Source organism: Companilactobacillus suantsaicola (genome assembly GCF_004745525.1).
In the GTDB taxonomy this organism is placed as follows: Bacteria; Bacillota; Bacilli; order Lactobacillales; family Lactobacillaceae; genus Companilactobacillus; species Companilactobacillus suantsaicola.
Map to the genome: position 1 here is coordinate 15,931 of NZ_RKLY01000028.1, position 17,176 is coordinate 33,106.

General features: G+C 36.3%; 14 protein-coding genes. 6 read left to right on the top strand and 8 right to left on the bottom strand.

The genetic code is table 11. The features are described from left to right. Positions 1–60: 60 nt before the first annotated feature. The gene (locus EGT49_RS09805; protein WP_135373856.1) at positions 61–1,287 is read left to right on the top strand and encodes an SLAP domain-containing protein; all 1,227 of its coding nucleotides are present in this window, start codon (positions 61–63) and stop codon (positions 1,285–1,287) included. A 45-nt stretch (positions 1,288–1,332) separates the two neighbouring features. Here EGT49_RS09805 and EGT49_RS09810 read toward each other — a convergent pair whose 3' ends face one another. Further along, positions 1,333–2,697, bottom strand: coding sequence for an NCS2 family permease (locus EGT49_RS09810; protein WP_425456272.1), 1,365 nt, complete (start codon positions 2,695–2,697; stop codon positions 1,333–1,335). Positions 2,698–3,069: 372 nt separating this feature from the next. Between EGT49_RS09810 and EGT49_RS09815 the strand changes: the two genes are divergently transcribed. From EGT49_RS09815 to EGT49_RS09825, 3 genes are all read left to right on the top strand, one after another. Continuing rightward, complete coding sequence (locus EGT49_RS09815) at positions 3,070–3,507, top strand: hypothetical protein (RefSeq protein ID WP_135373860.1); 438 nt, start codon at positions 3,070–3,072, stop codon at positions 3,505–3,507. An 80-nt stretch (positions 3,508–3,587) separates the two neighbouring features. Beyond that, on the top strand, positions 3,588–5,246 hold the full coding sequence (locus tag EGT49_RS09820; RefSeq protein WP_135373862.1) for an ATP-binding cassette domain-containing protein: 1,659 nt from the start codon (positions 3,588–3,590) through the stop codon (positions 5,244–5,246). A gap of 78 nt (positions 5,247–5,324) precedes the next feature. Beyond that, positions 5,325–5,747: a GNAT family N-acetyltransferase gene (locus tag EGT49_RS09825; protein WP_135373864.1), complete on the top strand. Its 423-nt coding sequence runs from the start codon at positions 5,325–5,327 to the stop codon at positions 5,745–5,747. Between the two features lie 179 nt (positions 5,748–5,926). Here EGT49_RS09825 and EGT49_RS09830 read toward each other — a convergent pair whose 3' ends face one another. Both EGT49_RS09830 and EGT49_RS09835 read right to left on the bottom strand, forming a co-directional pair. Continuing rightward, entirely contained in the window at positions 5,927–8,011 is a 2,085-nt protein-coding gene (locus EGT49_RS09830; protein ID WP_135373866.1) for an ATP-dependent Clp protease ATP-binding subunit, read from the bottom strand. Between the two features lie 12 nt (positions 8,012–8,023). Continuing rightward, the gene (locus EGT49_RS09835; RefSeq protein WP_135373868.1) at positions 8,024–8,245 is read right to left on the bottom strand and encodes a transcriptional regulator; all 222 of its coding nucleotides are present in this window, start codon (positions 8,243–8,245) and stop codon (positions 8,024–8,026) included. A gap of 140 nt (positions 8,246–8,385) precedes the next feature. Here EGT49_RS09835 and EGT49_RS09840 point away from each other — a divergent pair, with 140 nt between their 5' ends. Beyond that, positions 8,386–10,101: a DUF6792 domain-containing protein gene (locus EGT49_RS09840; RefSeq protein ID WP_135373870.1), complete on the top strand. Its 1,716-nt coding sequence runs from the start codon at positions 8,386–8,388 to the stop codon at positions 10,099–10,101. A gap of 245 nt (positions 10,102–10,346) precedes the next feature. Here EGT49_RS09840 and EGT49_RS09845 read toward each other — a convergent pair whose 3' ends face one another. Genes EGT49_RS09845 through EGT49_RS09865 form a run of 5 tightly spaced genes read right to left on the bottom strand, consistent with a single transcriptional unit; the run spans position 10,347 to position 15,919 of the window. Further along, positions 10,347–11,102 (bottom strand): ABC transporter ATP-binding protein, encoded by a 756-nt coding sequence (locus EGT49_RS09845; RefSeq protein ID WP_167849821.1) that lies wholly within the window; start codon positions 11,100–11,102, stop codon positions 10,347–10,349. Further along, positions 11,090–12,094 (bottom strand): taurine ABC transporter substrate-binding protein, encoded by a 1,005-nt coding sequence (locus EGT49_RS09850; RefSeq protein WP_135373874.1) that lies wholly within the window; start codon positions 12,092–12,094, stop codon positions 11,090–11,092. The genes EGT49_RS09845 and EGT49_RS09850 overlap by 13 nt, the downstream gene beginning before the upstream one ends. Continuing rightward, positions 12,094–12,855 carry an ABC transporter permease gene (locus EGT49_RS09855; RefSeq protein ID WP_135373876.1) on the bottom strand — a complete coding sequence of 254 codons (762 nt, stop codon included), beginning with the start codon at positions 12,853–12,855 and terminating at the stop codon, positions 12,094–12,096. The genes EGT49_RS09850 and EGT49_RS09855 overlap by 1 nt, the downstream gene beginning before the upstream one ends. A gap of 17 nt (positions 12,856–12,872) precedes the next feature. After that, positions 12,873–14,579 carry an FAD-dependent oxidoreductase gene (locus EGT49_RS09860; RefSeq protein WP_135373887.1) on the bottom strand — a complete coding sequence of 569 codons (1,707 nt, stop codon included), beginning with the start codon at positions 14,577–14,579 and terminating at the stop codon, positions 12,873–12,875. 26 nt (positions 14,580–14,605) lie between these two features. Continuing rightward, on the bottom strand, positions 14,606–15,919 hold the full coding sequence (locus EGT49_RS09865; protein ID WP_135373878.1) for a YeeE/YedE family protein: 1,314 nt from the start codon (positions 15,917–15,919) through the stop codon (positions 14,606–14,608). A 270-nt stretch (positions 15,920–16,189) separates the two neighbouring features. Here EGT49_RS09865 and EGT49_RS09870 point away from each other — a divergent pair, with 270 nt between their 5' ends. Beyond that, positions 16,190–17,023 (top strand): LysR family transcriptional regulator, encoded by an 834-nt coding sequence (locus EGT49_RS09870; RefSeq protein ID WP_135373881.1) that lies wholly within the window; start codon positions 16,190–16,192, stop codon positions 17,021–17,023. The last annotated feature ends 153 nt before the right edge of the window (positions 17,024–17,176 follow it).

The following is a 17,176-nucleotide window of genomic DNA, read 5'->3' on the forward strand; positions in this document are numbered from 1 at the left end:
AAGCGATTATCCATTAATGAACTATCTTTAAAGTGAACGAAAAAATAGGGGATTTGAAAAATGAACAAGAAAAAAATCGTTTTAGCTTCTACTTTAGCAATTTTAATGGCACCGAGCGTGCTCAATAATTTATCAATAAATCAACCAGTCCAAGCTGCCACAACACAACTGATTGGAACCGTTAAACGCGGTGGTACTCAAGCGGTCGATGCCAATGGCAATTTCGTACCTGGAGCTATCTTAGATAACTACACTTCTTGGAAATTAGGACCTGAAATTTCAATTAATGGTAATACTTATTACCAAGTCGCTACTAACCAATATGTCAACGCCACAGCTTTGAGTATCAGCGGTGGACAGCCAACTACTCAGACCTCACAATTAATTGGAACAATTAGACACGGTGGAGCAATGGCCGTTGATGCCAAGGGAAATCTCATTCCTAATGCTGTCTTTGGCAATTACACTTCTTGGAAATTAGGCCAAAGAATCTTAATCAACGGCAATCCATATTATCAAGTCGCAACAAATCAATACATCAACGCTACAGCTATGGATATCACGCAAAATGGTAAACTGCTTAATCCTGTCAGCCAAGAAATCTCAAACGTCAATGAAACTAAGACTGTCGGCAGTACGGCTGCACCAGTCGTTAATGCTAATGGTGTAAGTCTGGGAATTACGCTCCCAGCTGGATCTGCTTGGCATGTTGATCAAACAAAGATTATTAACTCCTATCCTTATTACCGTGTCGCTACTAATGAGTGGATCAAAGGATTAGACTTTGTCACTGAAAGTTCTACAACAACTACTACTGCTCCAACGACTGTTTTAAAAACCATCACTTTAAGAACCAACTCAGCAATCTACAACAGTCAAGGTGTCAACACGGGCCGTACCTTACCTGCCGGATCTGCTTGGAAAGTTTCTCAAGAAAAAGCTATCAACGGACATGATTTCTACCAAGTTGCTACTAACGAATGGATTCTAGCCACTGAAGATAAAAATACTTCTCTCTTTGGTAAAGGTGCTGCAACTATTACTTTGACACAGAATACTCAATTGTATAACACCGCTACTAATTCAATGACTAGATCATTACCAGCTGGAACTTCTTGGAAACTATCCGCTGCGGTTCAAAACAGCGCAGGTTACTACTTCGCCCAAGTTTCTAACAATGAATGGATTCCTTTAGGTGGTTCAATTTCAAAGGATAGTTTCTTACAACAAGAACTTGCTAACTCATCAGTTTATGAACCAAATTTTGCTATTTCATTATTTAAATAATCAAAAAAAATCCAAGTATCTGCGAAAACAGACACTTGGATTTTTTTATGCCAAACTAGCTTTTGGCAAAATGTTAATAATATATAGCAGAATAACGAAGACGACGAACAATCCGTACATAATTGGATTGATCTCTTTTCTCTTTCCGGCGGCAAGCATTGTAATTGGATAAACTAAGAATCCAAAAGCGATACCGTAGGAAATATTATAAGTTAGTGGCATACCAACGATGGTCAAGAATGCTGGTAGCGCAATTTCAAACCTATCCCATTGAATTCCCCGCATCGATTGAGCCATTAGTGTACCAACGATGATTAGTACAGGAGCCGTTACGTTACTTGTAACGACAGTTAACAATGGTGAGAAAAACATTGATAGTGCAAATAAAACACCAACTGTCACGGATGTTAAACCAGTTCTACCACCCACAGCAATACCGGCAGATGACTCAACGTAAGCAGTAGGAGGAGTCGTTCCAAACACAGCCCCACTAACCATTGAAATTGAGTCAGCCATCAAAGCGTGACCAATACGTGGCATCTTACCGTTCTCATCTTGCATCACATCAACTTGTTCGGCTAAACCGATCAATGTACCAGCAGTATCAAAGAAAGCAACTAATAAGAAAATAATTACTACTGCCCAAAGTTGTGGTTGCTTAATGTCACCTAAATGTGCGACACCAACGCCAAAAGTAGGTTTCAAGCTTGGAATCGCCGAAACAATATGAGCTGGTGCTGGAATCAACTTGGTTACTAGTCCCGCAATCGTTGTGAAAACCATCCCGATGAAAATTGCCCCAGGAATTTTACGTGCCATTAAAATAGCGGTAACTAACAAGCCTACAATCGTTAAAAGTGTTGTTGGATTAGTAAATGAACCAATCGCAACTAATGATGATTTGCTTGAAGTAATCAAGCCCCCACCTTGTAAACCAACAAAGGCAATAAAGATTCCCAATCCTGATGCCACTGCCAATTTCAGGTCTTTTGGAATTGCATTAATAACAATTTCTCTGAGTTTAAGTAATGAAACAACTAAGAAAATCAAACTGGCCATAAAGACTCCGGCCATAGCTGTTTGCCAAGGAATTCCCATTGCAATAACAACTGAATAACTGAAGAAAGCATTGTCACCTAATCCTGGTGCAATCGCAATCGGATAGTTGGCCAAGATTCCCATCAAAACTGAACCAACTACCGCTGTCAGTGCTGTAGCTGAAAATAAAGCTCCTTTGTCCATCCCTGAGTCTCCCAAAACTTGAGGATTGACGAATAAAATATAAGCCATCGAAACGAAAGTTGTTAAACCGGCTAATAATTCTCGTTTAACATTCGTTTGTGCTTCTTCGAGATGAAATAAGCGCTCAAAAAAGCTCAAATTTCCTCGATTATTTAATGAATCCAATATAAACGCCCCTTACCAAATAATCTCTTTGGAACTCATCTAGTATTGCAAAAGATGAAGCATTTTTCAAGAGAAATAGAAACATTTATATAAAAATTTTCAAAATAGTTCGTATATGTACATAAATATTTTTATCAAATAGTAAAATTAAGCAATTCAAGACCATTTTATCTGAATTATTAGCCATTTTTCTCAAAAGTAGACTCACACGAACATTATTTACATAAAAAAATATTTTAATAGTAATTAAACGGACTTTAGAAATTCTCTATTTGAAAATTAAATATCTTTGGGAACGTTCTTTCGTAAAAATCGGTATCACTTTACAATTACTTTCGGCATAATTGATAAAGAAATAAATCATTGGAGACAATTATGCTGACAACAATTAAATTGCTGTTCATTACGACTAGCCTACTACTGATTCTGAGCTTCTTATTCCAGATATATTTATCAATGCGTAATCAAAATACTAAATTTTCATTCTTATTTGGCGATGATTCCAAAAAATTAAAAATCGAAAACATGGCTGATCTATGTGACTTACATTTCGACTTGGAGGAAAAGATCTATCATCTCTTTGGATCAAATTTCATACCTTTCACTAACCTACTTTGCGTGATAGCTATCTTCTTCGATTTTGAATTAATTTTAAAATTGTTAAAGGGCTCTGTTATCAGTGACAGTTATTATTTCCAAATTATCGCAAATCTGGCTTTAATCACCGCCTGTATATTCTTAATTCAACTGATTTTCAAACAGAAGAAATTTATCCAAAGTTACTACAGCAAGCACAAAGAAACTTCTGAGTAATTAACGAATTCGCTTTTAAAAATAATTATTAAATGTATAATCAAATTAAAATGTTTATAATTTAAAAGAGGCGAAGCCATTTGTTATTCCACTTTTTCAAGCTGACGAAGTCCAAATCCCTTCTATTATTATTCCTAATCCCTGTAGCATCAGCTGTCGAAATCTCCGTATCATACTTATTGCAACTGATCACTGATACAGCCACTGGAAAAAGTTCCTTATCCTATTTGAATTTGGTTTTACTCGTGCTGATCTACATCTTGGTTGACGCACTAATTTATTTTTTGTCCGCTTACTTGGAACAAACAACCTTAAACGAAATACTAAGTATCACTAAAAACAAATTACTGTCAGCGATGTTCTTACAAAAAACTGGGATTGGTCATGATGTTAAAAAAATTACAACTGATTATTACAATGACTTTACCGCAACAACTGACATCTTGAGATCCGATTATTTACAAGGAAGCATCAATTGCTATAAACAAGTTTGTCAATTCATTATTGCCATCTCACTATCACTGATGATCAAACCACTATTAAGTTTTCTTATTATCCTGCTATGTTTGCCAGGACTCCTCTTACCTTTTTACAAACAGAAGAATCTAAAAGACAATAAGCACCATTTAATCGCAGTTTCTAAAAAATACACTAACTACTTGCAAGATTTCACTAACGGTTTGAGAACAATTCAACTCTTTAACCTCCAAACAAAATTAACGCACATTTTTCAGCAACAAAATCAAAAACTTTTAAAAAGTCAGAATAAAGATCAATTGACCCGTAAACAAATCGGTGGCGTTAGCCAGTTGTTAGATGACTTCTTGTACCTGGGAACATGGGTAGTAGGTATTTACTTCGTCCTTCAAAAATCGATTACCTTAGGACAATTAGTAGCCTTTTCTCAATTGATGATTTTCATTTCTCAACCAATTCAATCTGCTTCCGGATTAATCGGTGACGTTATCGGTGGTAAAGAGGCCGCCACAAAAATAACTGAACAAACAAAGGCTTCTACCGAGAAATCTCAATCACTCAAACTTGCCAAATTGAAATCACTCAATTACGAAAATGTTTCATATGCTGTTAGCCAAAAGGAAATCCTAAAAAATATTCAGTTAAATTTTGATTCCGACAAGCACTATTTATTAGTAGGAAAAAGCGGCAGTGGCAAGTCAACTCTCATCAATCTTCCGGTAAGTCAGACCAGTTTTGAGGGTGAAATTCTAATAAATAATCGACCGTTATATCGTTACAATTTATCTGAAATTGTGCAAAATCTCAGTCTATTAGAGCAAGATAGTTATCTATTTTCTAACAGTCTAAAAGATAATCTATCGTTATATTCAAATAAGATATCGAATCAAGAATTGCTTAACGTTCTTAAAATAGTTGGACTAGAAAAATACGCATCGGTTGATAATCTAATTTCTCAAAATAATAATTTCTCAGGCGGAGAAAAACGGCGAATTGTACTCGGGCGAGTTTTATTAAGACAGACGATGTTTAATATTTTTGATGAGCCACTGACAGGATTAGACCCGAAAACTGCCCACGACATCAGCCAAATTTTGATCAATTTAAAATCTGGCTGGATTACGGTCACTCACCAATTTGATCAACGGCTTTTTCAAAATGCTGACCAAATTATTGTCTTAGACAATGGATCTGTACAAGCTCAAGGAACCTTGGACAACAGCAATATTAAGAACTGGCTTAAAAAGCTGAATTTACATTAAGTGAAAGAAGATGACCGAAGTGACAAAACGTCGTAATTAATCTATCATGCCAGACTTTAAATAAAAGGACGAATTATTATGATAGATTACACATTCCAAAAACCAAATTTTATTGACTCTAAACAAATCCTAAACCTATACCAAAGTGTTGGTTGGCTCGCCTACACACAACAGCCTCAAACGACAATTGAAGCTCTTAATAATTCTGTTGTACTCTGGGCAACCAGTGGTAAAAAGCTAATTGGTCTATGTCGTGGAATTACTGATAGTAAGACTATTCTTTACATCCAGGATATTTTAGTTGATCCAGCTTATCAGGGACAAAAAATCGGCACTAACTTAGTTAATAAATTTTTAAAGGGCTACCAAAACATTGGACAAACCGTACTGATTACTGATCCTGAAGAAAAGACGTTAAACTTCTATAAATCGTTAAACTTTTTAGAAGTCACACCCGCTGAATACGGTCGTGCCTTTGTTATGGATCGTCGATTCAATTAGAGAGTGGAACAAGAGCGCTCAGCTCCCGGAGGATAACGTAATTTCTGGAATTGCTCGTCGCACTTTGCGAGTGATTCCTGAAATTTTGTTATCTCGGAGGGAGTTGCTCTTGTGTAACTCGTTTCAATTAAAACCAAAAAAAATGACCGTTACAATTTTTGTAACGGTCATTTCTATTCTTATTTGGCTTCAGAAATTTTAATCGTTCCATCAACCAAATCAGCTTGTAAATTCTTAACATCTAAGTGATCGAGATAAAATTCCGCAACTTTATCTCTGATTTGTTGTTCGATAACTCGACGTAATGGTCTTGCACCCATAGCTTCATCGTAGCCTTCATCGATCAACCATTCCTTAGCTTCAGGAGTTACTTTCAAAGTGATTTGCTTCTTAGCTAAGTTTGTATTGACGTCATTTAACATCAAGTCAACGATTTGATTTAAATCATCTTTTGACAAATGAGTGAATTCCACGATGCCATTGAATCGATTGAGAAATTCAGGTTTGAAGTATGGTGCTAACTTGTCCATCAGCTTTTCATCTTCAGTAGCCTTGTTGCCAAAACCAGCATTAGATGTAGCGATAATAATTGTATTCTTGAAATCGACAACGTTACCTTGACCATCAGTCAAACGTCCATCATCCATTACTTGTAAAAGCAAAGTTAGAACTTGTGGATTGGCTTTTTCAATTTCATCTAATAAAACGATGGAATATGGATTACGACGAACCTTTTCCGTCAAAGTATTCCCATTGTCTTCATAACCAACATATCCAGCTGAAGTACCGATCAATTTGGATACAGCTGTTAGATCAGAATACTCACTCATATCCAAACGAACGATGGCATCTTTTCTGCCAAACATGTCTTTAGCTAATTGTTTTACTAGTTCGGTTTTACCGACACCAGTTGGTCCGACGAATAAGAAACTACCGATTGGGCGATTGCCGTCATCAAAGCCAGCCCGATTACGACGAATAGCCCGAACAACCATATCGACCGCTTCGTTTTGACCAATAACCTTACTCTTTAATCTCTGTCCCATTGTCTTGAGACGTTCGATATCACTGGCACCCATTTGGGAAACTGGTACACCAGTCAATCTTTGAACGGATTGAGCAATGTCATTGATTTTAGCAACCGGTTCATCAGGATTTTCATCCCCATGGTTGAGTTTTGCTTGAACTTCTTCAATGTGTTTCTTTAATGTGGCTGCTTTTTCGTAATCTTCTTTTTGAGCAGCGGCTTCCTTATCTTTTTCTGATTGTTTCAAATCCTTTTCCAGACTAACTTTATCAGTTACCGGATTCTTTGCGGCCAAGTGAGCAGCCGTCATATCGATCAGGTCAATTGCTTTGTCCGGCAATGATCTTTGCGGAATGTATTGAACTGAATAATCCACCGCAGCCTTTAAAACATCGTCTGGTAATTTGACATGGTGATGATTTTCATATGCTTTACGCAACCCTTTCAAGATTGCCAAAGTTGCTTCCTTGCTTGGTTCATTGATGGTTACATCATTGAATCTTCTAGCTAAAGCGGCATCTTTCATAATGGTATTACGATACTCATCTTGAGTTGTCGCACCAATAATTGAAATTTCACCACGGCTCAAAGCTGGCTTGATAATATCAGCTAAACCCTTACTACCAGAATCTGAACCTGATGATCCGGCACCAATGATTTGGTGAATCTCATCAAAGAAGAGAATTACGTTACCGGCTTTTTTAACTTCTTTCAACAAGTTTTGAATATTTTCTTCAAAGGAACCACGATATTGTGTCCCGGCTTCAAGTGAAGAAAGGTCAATTGAAATAATTTGTTTATCCTTGATGGCTTCAGGTACGTCGCCTTTGACGATTGCTTGAGCTAAACCTTCGACTACCGCAGTCTTACCAACACCAGCGTCACCTACTAATATTGGATTGTTCTTGGTTCTCCGACTTAAAACTTCGGCTGTTTCTTGAATTTCTTTATCACGACCAATAACCGGATCAAGTAAGTTGTCTTGAGCTTCCTTAGTCAAATTACGACCGAGTTTTTCTAAAATAGTACCCTTTTTATCTTTAGTATTTTCTGTAATTGGAATATTTTGTCCTATTGTTCTTGCCTCTTGATATTTTGCTAATTCTTCTGGAGTCAACTCATGACCGTTCACATAATATTTAGCCCGTGAATTGCCATTTTGTTGATTCATTAAACTTCTGAAAATGTCGTCCATATTATCGTTAAATGGATCGTTGTCCCAAAATGATCTTGCCATATAAAGCCCTCCTCATTTTAGATAATGCAACTCCAATTCACGCAGAACTTTCCACATTTCCGTATCCTGCGCTTTGGCAATTGCTTCTATATCGCGCAAATTAAGTGATGTGGCGGAGGATTGTTTCTTATTAAAAGATTTATGCAGAGTCGTATAACCATACCCGCTTTTCTTCGAGATTACATAAATCGTTAAATGATTGTCTTCCAAGTATGATTTGATATCTATTTGCATATCTCTTACCTCCACAACTATATTATAGCACGTTTGTGATATAACACAAATGTGAAGTATCACAATTGTGAAATAAAAACGGTTTCTAATTTCTTATGCGTCAACAATTTGTTAGAATGAAAATACAATGAGGTGATTTTATGAAACTTTTGAGCACCCTAAACCGTTTAAACCAAGTTTATGATCAACTTGATTTATTGAATTTTCGCGCCCATACCAATTTACCATTAACATTCAACAAGGAAGATAGTAAGGAATTACTCCCTAAAAATAAACGACTCAATTTCAGTTATTCGTATCTAAACAAGGAAAAAACACGCTTAACTAATTTATTATTGAACCAAGTAATTGATTTTCGTGCCCCGGAATTTGAATACGACAAAATGATTCATCCCCAGATGATTGACAAAGCTTTGAAACTGAAAAATATTGATCAAAATCACACCAAGCAGCATTTGACTCGACCTTCGAGAAATCGGAAAATCAATAAACTTAAACAGTTGATCGAAAAAATTGAGGATGAAAATCTAAATTTGTGTCACGGTTATCTGAACCAAATTTATGTCATTTTATTGATTCACCAACTTTTGCCATTAGAGATTCGCAAAGCTCCCTATCAAGCTGGAGAACTGTTGCAAGATAACGATTTTCGAACTAAATTACTGCAATTCGATTATGACCGCTATTTGTATCAAGAATTCAAACCTGAAAACTACCTTCGCTTTCTGATTTACAATCACATTCATCGAATGCCCGACTATATCCGCTCATTTGATGCTCGTGATCTCTTTCCAGAAGCAGCTGAATGCGGTTTTTCAGGTATCGCTTATGAAATATCGATTGACAATGTAAAGGAGTGCTACGTGACTTTTAAGGGCACTGAGGTCAATGTCGACTACACAGAAACATCTCGAAGTAAGCGTTTTGAAAAAGCAATTCTTGAAACTTATAAAGATTGGGATTACAACGTCAACGCTATTTTAATTGGAAACGACAAAAGTCTGGATCAATTGTACGTTGCTCAAGACTTCATGCGTTTTATCGAAACTAAAATTGCTCCCGATTCATTGATCTACGGAATTGGACACTCACTTGGTGGTCATTTCGTGCAGACTTTGCAATTAATGGATAATTATTTTGATGCCGGCTATACTTTAAATTCAGCTCCTTTAAATTTAAAACTAGTTCAACGAGTCAAACCAACTTTATTTAGCGAAGATGTGTGGAAAAAATTATTTACTTTAACCGATGATAAAGATGATATGAAAACTTTGACCCCAGAATTAAGACGTCAGATCAATCATCTCTTACCACATGATTATTCTGAAATTATCAATGAGAGTTTTGAACAAGACATGACTCAAGTCTTTTACGAACTTCCCTTCACGATTTGGATCGGTCAAAAGTGGGAATACAATCTCAGCAACTGGAAATATCCGGTTGAAAAACATCCCCGAGCTTATTTAAACAGTTCTGAGATTCACGCCTATCAAAACTTTTTTGAACAATTATTTGCCTATCTATCAAGCTCCGGCAGCAGTACACAAGTGGTCCGCAATACTTTGAGTTTCGTTAGATTACGGACAAAATTGTTGCGTGAAAACATTAATGATCCTTTAACCGCCAAAACTTTTTACGACTTTGCCAACTATCTATATCAATCAGGCGGCTTCAAAGATCAACCACAAAAAGTCAGCCAAGAATTCATTGAGCAAAACAATTCTGTTATCCGAGGATCACTACGGGAATGGCCATTTTTGAAGAGTATCAATACTGATATGTTCAAGCTGGCAACTTATTTCCACGTTATTGACGGTGCTAAACATTTCCTCAATCGAACTCCAAATAAACTTTAGCTTAAAGAGAGTGAAACAAGCCCGCTTAGACTCAGACAGATAGCCTAATTCCACGAATTGCACGCCGATCTTGCGTGTGATTTGGGGAATGTAGCTATATGGCTGAGTCTGGCTTGTGTAACTCGTTTCAACTTAAAACAAATAAGCCCAGGTAATCAAAGTGCGATTACCTGGGCTTATTTGCCTTAATGCTCGAGAGTTGACCATGTCCCGCTCTCGTTGTTTTAGAATGTTCTATTCTATCCTTAACTATTAATCAAATTCAGTATTTGACTCCGGAATTTATCAATTTTCTTTTCAATATCAAAGTCATCAATATTTTCAACGTCGATACCTTGAAATTGGTTGGAAAAGGTTTGGATAATTTTTTTATCATGATTATTCATAACTGCAATTCTACTGCCACAGCGAATTGCTTCATTCAAATCGTGAGTGATCATAAAAATACTAGTTTTCTCTTTTTGCCAAATATCCAAAATCAATTGTTGCATTCTAAATCTTGTAAATGCATCTAAAGCTCCAAATGGTTCATCCATCAAGAGAAGTTCTGATTTGTTTGCTAAAACTCTAGCAATTGCGACTCTTTGCTTCATCCCCCCAGATAATTCAAAGGTTTTCGATTTTCTCTGTTCACTTAATCCGATGATGTCTAACAAATAATCAACCCGCTGGTGAATTTTTTCTGGAGAAAACCCACGAGCTTTTAAACCAAAGCCAATATTTTTTTCAACCGTAAACCAAGGGTAAAGTGACGAATTTTGAAAAACTACCCCACGATTCCAATCCGGCTCGGTGATTTTCTGCCCACTCATCGATAAGTCCCCGTCAGCTGGTATGAACCCGGCCACTGCTTGTAAAATTGTACTTTTCCCACAACCTGATGGCCCAACCAAGACAAAAATTTCATTATCGCAGATTTCAAAATCAGTCTTATCGATTACATTTTCGGTTGTATTGGGATATTTAATCGAAAGATTATTAGCCTTAATCAGCGTTTCCAAAATTTTTCACCACCAAATCTATAAGTAAATTTATTGAATTCTGCAAGTTTTGGCGGATAACTAATGGTTTGCTGACCATACATGAACTCCCCCGCCGTCTGCATTTCCTTAACAAATTGTCCAACTGAATCCTTATTGCCCAAATAATCAGTTGAATACTCTTGATCTAACGAAATCCAGTCTGTACCTTCCATTTGTTTATCCGCATCACTCTTACTGATACCAGTTTGTTTTGCAGCTGCCTTAACTGCCAATTGATAATTAGATTTTCTTAAATCGTGAGCCTTGGATAATACTTTGACAAATTTTTTAACATCTTCAGGACGATTCTTTAAAAACTGTTCCCTGACTAAAGTAACATTTCCCGTGGAATAGCCCCAATTAGCTAAATCTGAACTATCTAACAGCGTTTTCCCATCACTTTGTAATTGAGTCAAGGTTGGTTGCCAAGTGTATGCTGCATCGATATTGCCTCTTTTCCAAGCAGCCACAATATTTTGTGTATCCATATCTAAAATTGTCACTTTATTTTCTAAGTGATATTTTTTTAAAGCAATCATCAAGCTGTAGTGCGATGTGGATGCGAATGGTGTAGCAATTTTCTTACCTTTCAAATCCTGGATAGACTTGATGCGTGATTTCTTTTTGACTATTAGCTGTTCATTGCTTCCACAAATTTCATTGATCCACAGTAATTTCACAGGAATTTCAGCCGTTAAAGCTACAATCCCATTAGTGTCTCCCATCGTGGCAAAATCGACTCCGCCTGACATCAAGGCTTTATTGGCATCAACTCCGGAATCAAAGGTGATGAACTGCAATTTTTGATGAGGAAATTCTTTTTGAAAGTAATTTAAATTTCTAGCTACGGCAACATCATTAGGTGTATTTAGGATGCCTATTTTAATCTCATCGCCACTACTTTTGCCACTACTGCAAGCGGTCAAAAACAAAAACAGGGACAAAATTAATATCAGCTTATTTTTTTTCATCAGCTTTTACCTTTCCAAAAAATCCACTTTTGTTCAATTTTTTGCAAAATAAAATCTAATAACAATCCTAAGCCACCTAAAATGAAAATCCCTAAAAACATCACACTACTCTTCAAATACTTCGAAGCATCAATGACCATCCAGCCAATTCCCGAAGTCGAAGCCACCATTTCAGCAGCTACCAACGTTGAAAAAGATACTCCCATGGCGGTTCTGATTCCGGTAAATATATCTGGCAATGCTCCAGGAAAAATTACCCATTTGAAAACTGACCACTTGTTGGCCCCTAAAGATTTTGCACTCAAAATATAATCACTATTGATGTGTTTGACCCCTTCAACACAGGCTAAATAAATTGGTGCAAAAGCTGCTAAATAAAGTAAAACAATTTTGGAAGTTTCACCGATTCCTAGCCACAAAATTAAAATCGTGTAGTATGCCAGTGGTGGAATTGGACGATAAAACTGAATCAAGGAATCAACGATGGCATTGAAAGTTTCTGACATTCCAGACAATAATCCTAACGGAACTGCCGTCAGAATTGCCAAAACTATCGCCGAAAATAACCTAAACAACGTAATTCCTAAATGTTCCCAGAAAGGAATATTGTTGTACCCGTGGGTAATAATACCAACGAAAGTTTTAAAGACTTCCTGTGGGGATGGAAATAGGATGGGGGATACCCATCCTGCATTAGTCACTATAAACCAGATAATTAATATGAAAGTCCAAACAGAAATAGTTAGTGACCTTTTTTTCATTTCCACAACTCCTATTTTTACAAGAGATCGAAACGATAACCATTCACAATTGGTTTGCGATCAGTTGTTTGATCTTTAAAGTATTCGTATTCACAAATTTCTAGATATGATCCACTAATGTTATAAACATTACTGTAACCACGATTATTTAAAGCACGTACCATATTGTAACTACGTTGACCTGATAAACAGTGCACATATACTGGTTTGTCGGTTGGAATTTCATCCAGACGTTCTCTAAACTGGCTCAATGGGATATTGACTGCACCATTAATATGGCTTTCTGCATATTCTTGTGGTTCACGAGCATCAACAATGAAGGCACCATTTTCAACTAATTGACGAACGTCACGAGCTTGGACTTCTTTGTATTCATCATTTAAAATGTTTTCAGCTACAAGACTTGCCATGTTAACAGCATTCTTAGCTGTACTAAACCAAGGAGAGTAGCAAAGTTCTAAGTGAGTTAAATCAGAAATATTTCCATGCATTGAAATCATCGTTGCTACAATATCCATTTGTTTGTCGACATCTGATTTGCCTAAAGCTTGTCCCCCCAGAAGTTCTCCATTTGGATATCCAAAAATCAATTTAACGTGCAATGGCGTAGCATTTGGCATCAAACCAACTCTACTCTTAGGAATAACTGTTGCTACACGATAGTCGATTCCATTTTTAACACATTCCTTTTCCGTTAAACCAGTAGAAGCAATATTCAAATCAAAAATATGAATGGCTTGTGAGCCGATTACACCAGGATTTTTTGTAGTTCTGCCATACATGTGATCAATCGCATCACGAGCTTGCATCTGTGCTGGGAAGGCTAAAGCCAATCTAGTTTTCTTGCGAGTTAACATATTACTTACTTCAATTGCATCCCCCACAGCATAAACGTTAGGAATACTTGTTTCATAGTGATGATCAACTTGAATTCCACCAGTTAGGCCAATCTTACAGCCAATCTTTTCAGCCAATTTGGTTGATGGTTTAACACCGATGGCAACGATAACCATTTGAACTTTAACTTCTTTTCCAGATCCTAACTTGATACTATCATCTGTGATTTCTGCTAGGCCGTCACCTAAAACTACATTTACCCCGTGGTCGAAAAGTTCTTTATGAACGATTTGAGCAAAATCTTCATCAACCGTAGCCAACACATGATCTGCCGCTTCAACTAATGAAACATTTTTACCAGCGGAAGCTAAGTTTTCACAAACTTCGAGTCCGATGAAGCCACCACCGATAACCGCAATATCAGTAACATTGTTATCATCAATATAGCCTTGAATACGTTTAATATCGACTACGTTTCTAACTGAAAAGACATTTCCACGTTCAATTCCCACGATGCTCTTTGGCATAATTGGATCGGCACCTGGGGAAAGAATTAATTCATCATATTCAACTTCTTTGACATCACCTGAATTAGTATCTTTAACGTCAACAACTTTTTTATCTGTATCAACATTGATGACTTCAGAATTAACTTGAGCATCAATATTATATTGGTGTTTGAATTGCTCAGGATTCATCAAGACAATATCGTCAGCGTTTGGAATCATTCCGCTCAAATGATATGGCAATGAACAATTTGAAAATGAAACGTTAGGTCCCTTTTCAAACATAGTAATATCAGCAAATTCGTCTAATCTACGTGCTCTGGCGGCAGCTGATGCTCCTCCAGCTACTCCACCTACTACAACGATTTTTTTATTTTCCATCATATATCCCTCACTTAAAATTTATATTAATTTGAAATAACATACTTTGGCAAAATATCAACTTTTCCTGAGAATACTTTAATTCCAAACATCCCACCTAATACCAAGAAAAGCATGAATATGTATCCATGAATGGAAAAGTTACAAATGGCTGAATACAGTGCACCAATATTACATCCACGAGCACATCTACTACCTAAGCCCATCAATGCACCACCAAATCCATAAATTAACATATCCATTTTTGAAAAATTGAAGTTCATTTTAAAACGACCAGCCATTAGAAAGGCGATAAATGCTCCTAAAACTAATCCAATGTTTCTAATCGTCCCCCCATCAACCAAAAGGCTTCCTTGCATTGCTTTAGCCGTTTCGTCAAATGCCGGAGAAGTAAATTGAACTCCAAACAATTGGAAAAATTTTTGATCTAAAGAGACAAAGGCTGTCGTGACTCCCCAAGCTTTCCCTGTAGTTACTAATACAAAGATAGCTCCTATTGCAATACCAACTGCCCCTGTGAGAAAACTCCATCTTTCAACAAAGAATTTATGATATGTTCTCCATGAAAATGGTTTAACGGATTCTTTTGTTTCTGGTAATGGTTTTTCAAAATCTAGATAATCTGATTTTGGAAATGAGTACATTCCTATTTCTTTCTTATGATTTTCATATTGTTTAGCGATGTAATATAATCCCAAGAATATCAACAAGGTAATAGCTATAGCTCCACCATAGCCAACATAATCTGGAAGCCAACCTTTAATACCAATTTTACCAAATGATGTTTGATCCAAATCATATCCTAATTTTTGACCGGGTGCGGCAAATAGAACAAAGAACGGTAATGCAATCCACGAATGACCTTCTCCTTCACCGAAATCTGTTAATGTACCACTTGCACATCCTCCGGCGAGCATCATTCCAATACCAAACAAAAATCCACCCAAAGCTGTCGAAATATTTCCAAGTCTCACATTTTGCGTACCAGGAATTATTGACTGCGTATCATTTGTCACTAGCCAAGCAGGCAATGCGCCTTTACTTGCGGCAAACCATTGAATTCCGATATTAACAATTGCCGTTATTGCAAACATTATTAATAATGCATTTGTCAAACTAGCTTCACCACGATAAAAAACTCTTTTAATGCCACCGGCAAAACCAAATCTCGATCTAGTTAACGAGTAACCTATCATTAACCCAGCAAATAAAGCTAACGGAAGTTTATTTGCTTGTGTATTTAAATACAAGGCCCAGATTACTGCCAAAATGAACAATGCTATCCCAATAATCGGTTGTATCGGGTTTAAGCCAGCCTTTTTCATGTCATCTTTGAACATGATTTAACCTCCCCACTGAAAGATAGTTCATTTACTAGTAAATTTCGTATGCGCTTACAAGAACCATTTAAACATAAATAAATTTAATTGTAAGTCTCATAAGGAGCATAATCATCATTTTTCGATTGTGATTCTTTTATTTTATATACACTTTGATACTTTATATTGCCTTATATCAAGGCCTATAATTTGAACTTTTATTCACAATGATAATATGATATTTTATTTATAAATGAATACATAAATAAATTTTATGAAGGTGAATAGTCAATGTTCAGAAGCATTATCACATTCCAAAAAGTTTACGAGTATAGGAGTATTACTAAAGCGGCCAAAGAATTATATGTCACGCAACCCAGCGTCTCAATACAAATCAAACAACTAGAAAAGGAACTTGGCGTAACTTTTTTTAAGCGAAATGGCAATAAAGGCTTGATTCCAACTGAAAATGCCAATAGATTTTATCGAGACTCACAATTATTACTAAATGGTTGGGAGTCCTCACTTAACCATTTAGTAAAAAAACATTCTAACAATCACATTTGCTGTTCCATTGGGGTATCTCCAATGAATGCAATTTATATCATGCCGCAGTTAATTAATAGTTTAGAAAAAAGAAACAAACACTTTGATTTTGAAATCATCGTTCAAGACTCTGAAACAATTCTTGACTCAATAACCAAGCACGAATTGGATTTTGGTTTGGTTGAAAGACCGTTCACATCAAGGGATGTAGAACAGCTTCCCTTTGCCAACGATGCTCTGGTCCACGCTGGAGATATAAATAATCCAGTTTGGATACTTGGGCGTTCAGGTTCCATTCAGCGTGAATATACTGATAAATACTTTTCTGAAAATAAAATAAAACCTAAAAAAATTCTAAAAGTTAATGACAGTAATTTAACCAGTCGACTTGTTACTTTGGGAATCGGTCAATCAATCATTTGTAAAAAGTCAATCGAAGGTACAATTGTACCGTTTCAACAGCTATCAAAAGATTATTCGATCAAATACTATTTAATTAATGCAAAGATTCCCAATTCAAAAGAAATACAAAATCTGATTCACTTAGTCAGAACCTTGTTACCTCAATTACACTTTTAATCGAATTTTTATTAAATTTTCACAAAAAAGAACCAAGGCGAATTTTATAATCAAGTTAGCCACCTTAAGAAAAACTAAATAAAAAAACACCAAGACGTAAAAATCAGTTATCATTGGAGTTCCGACACTAACAATGAAAGAGGTTTTTCGTCT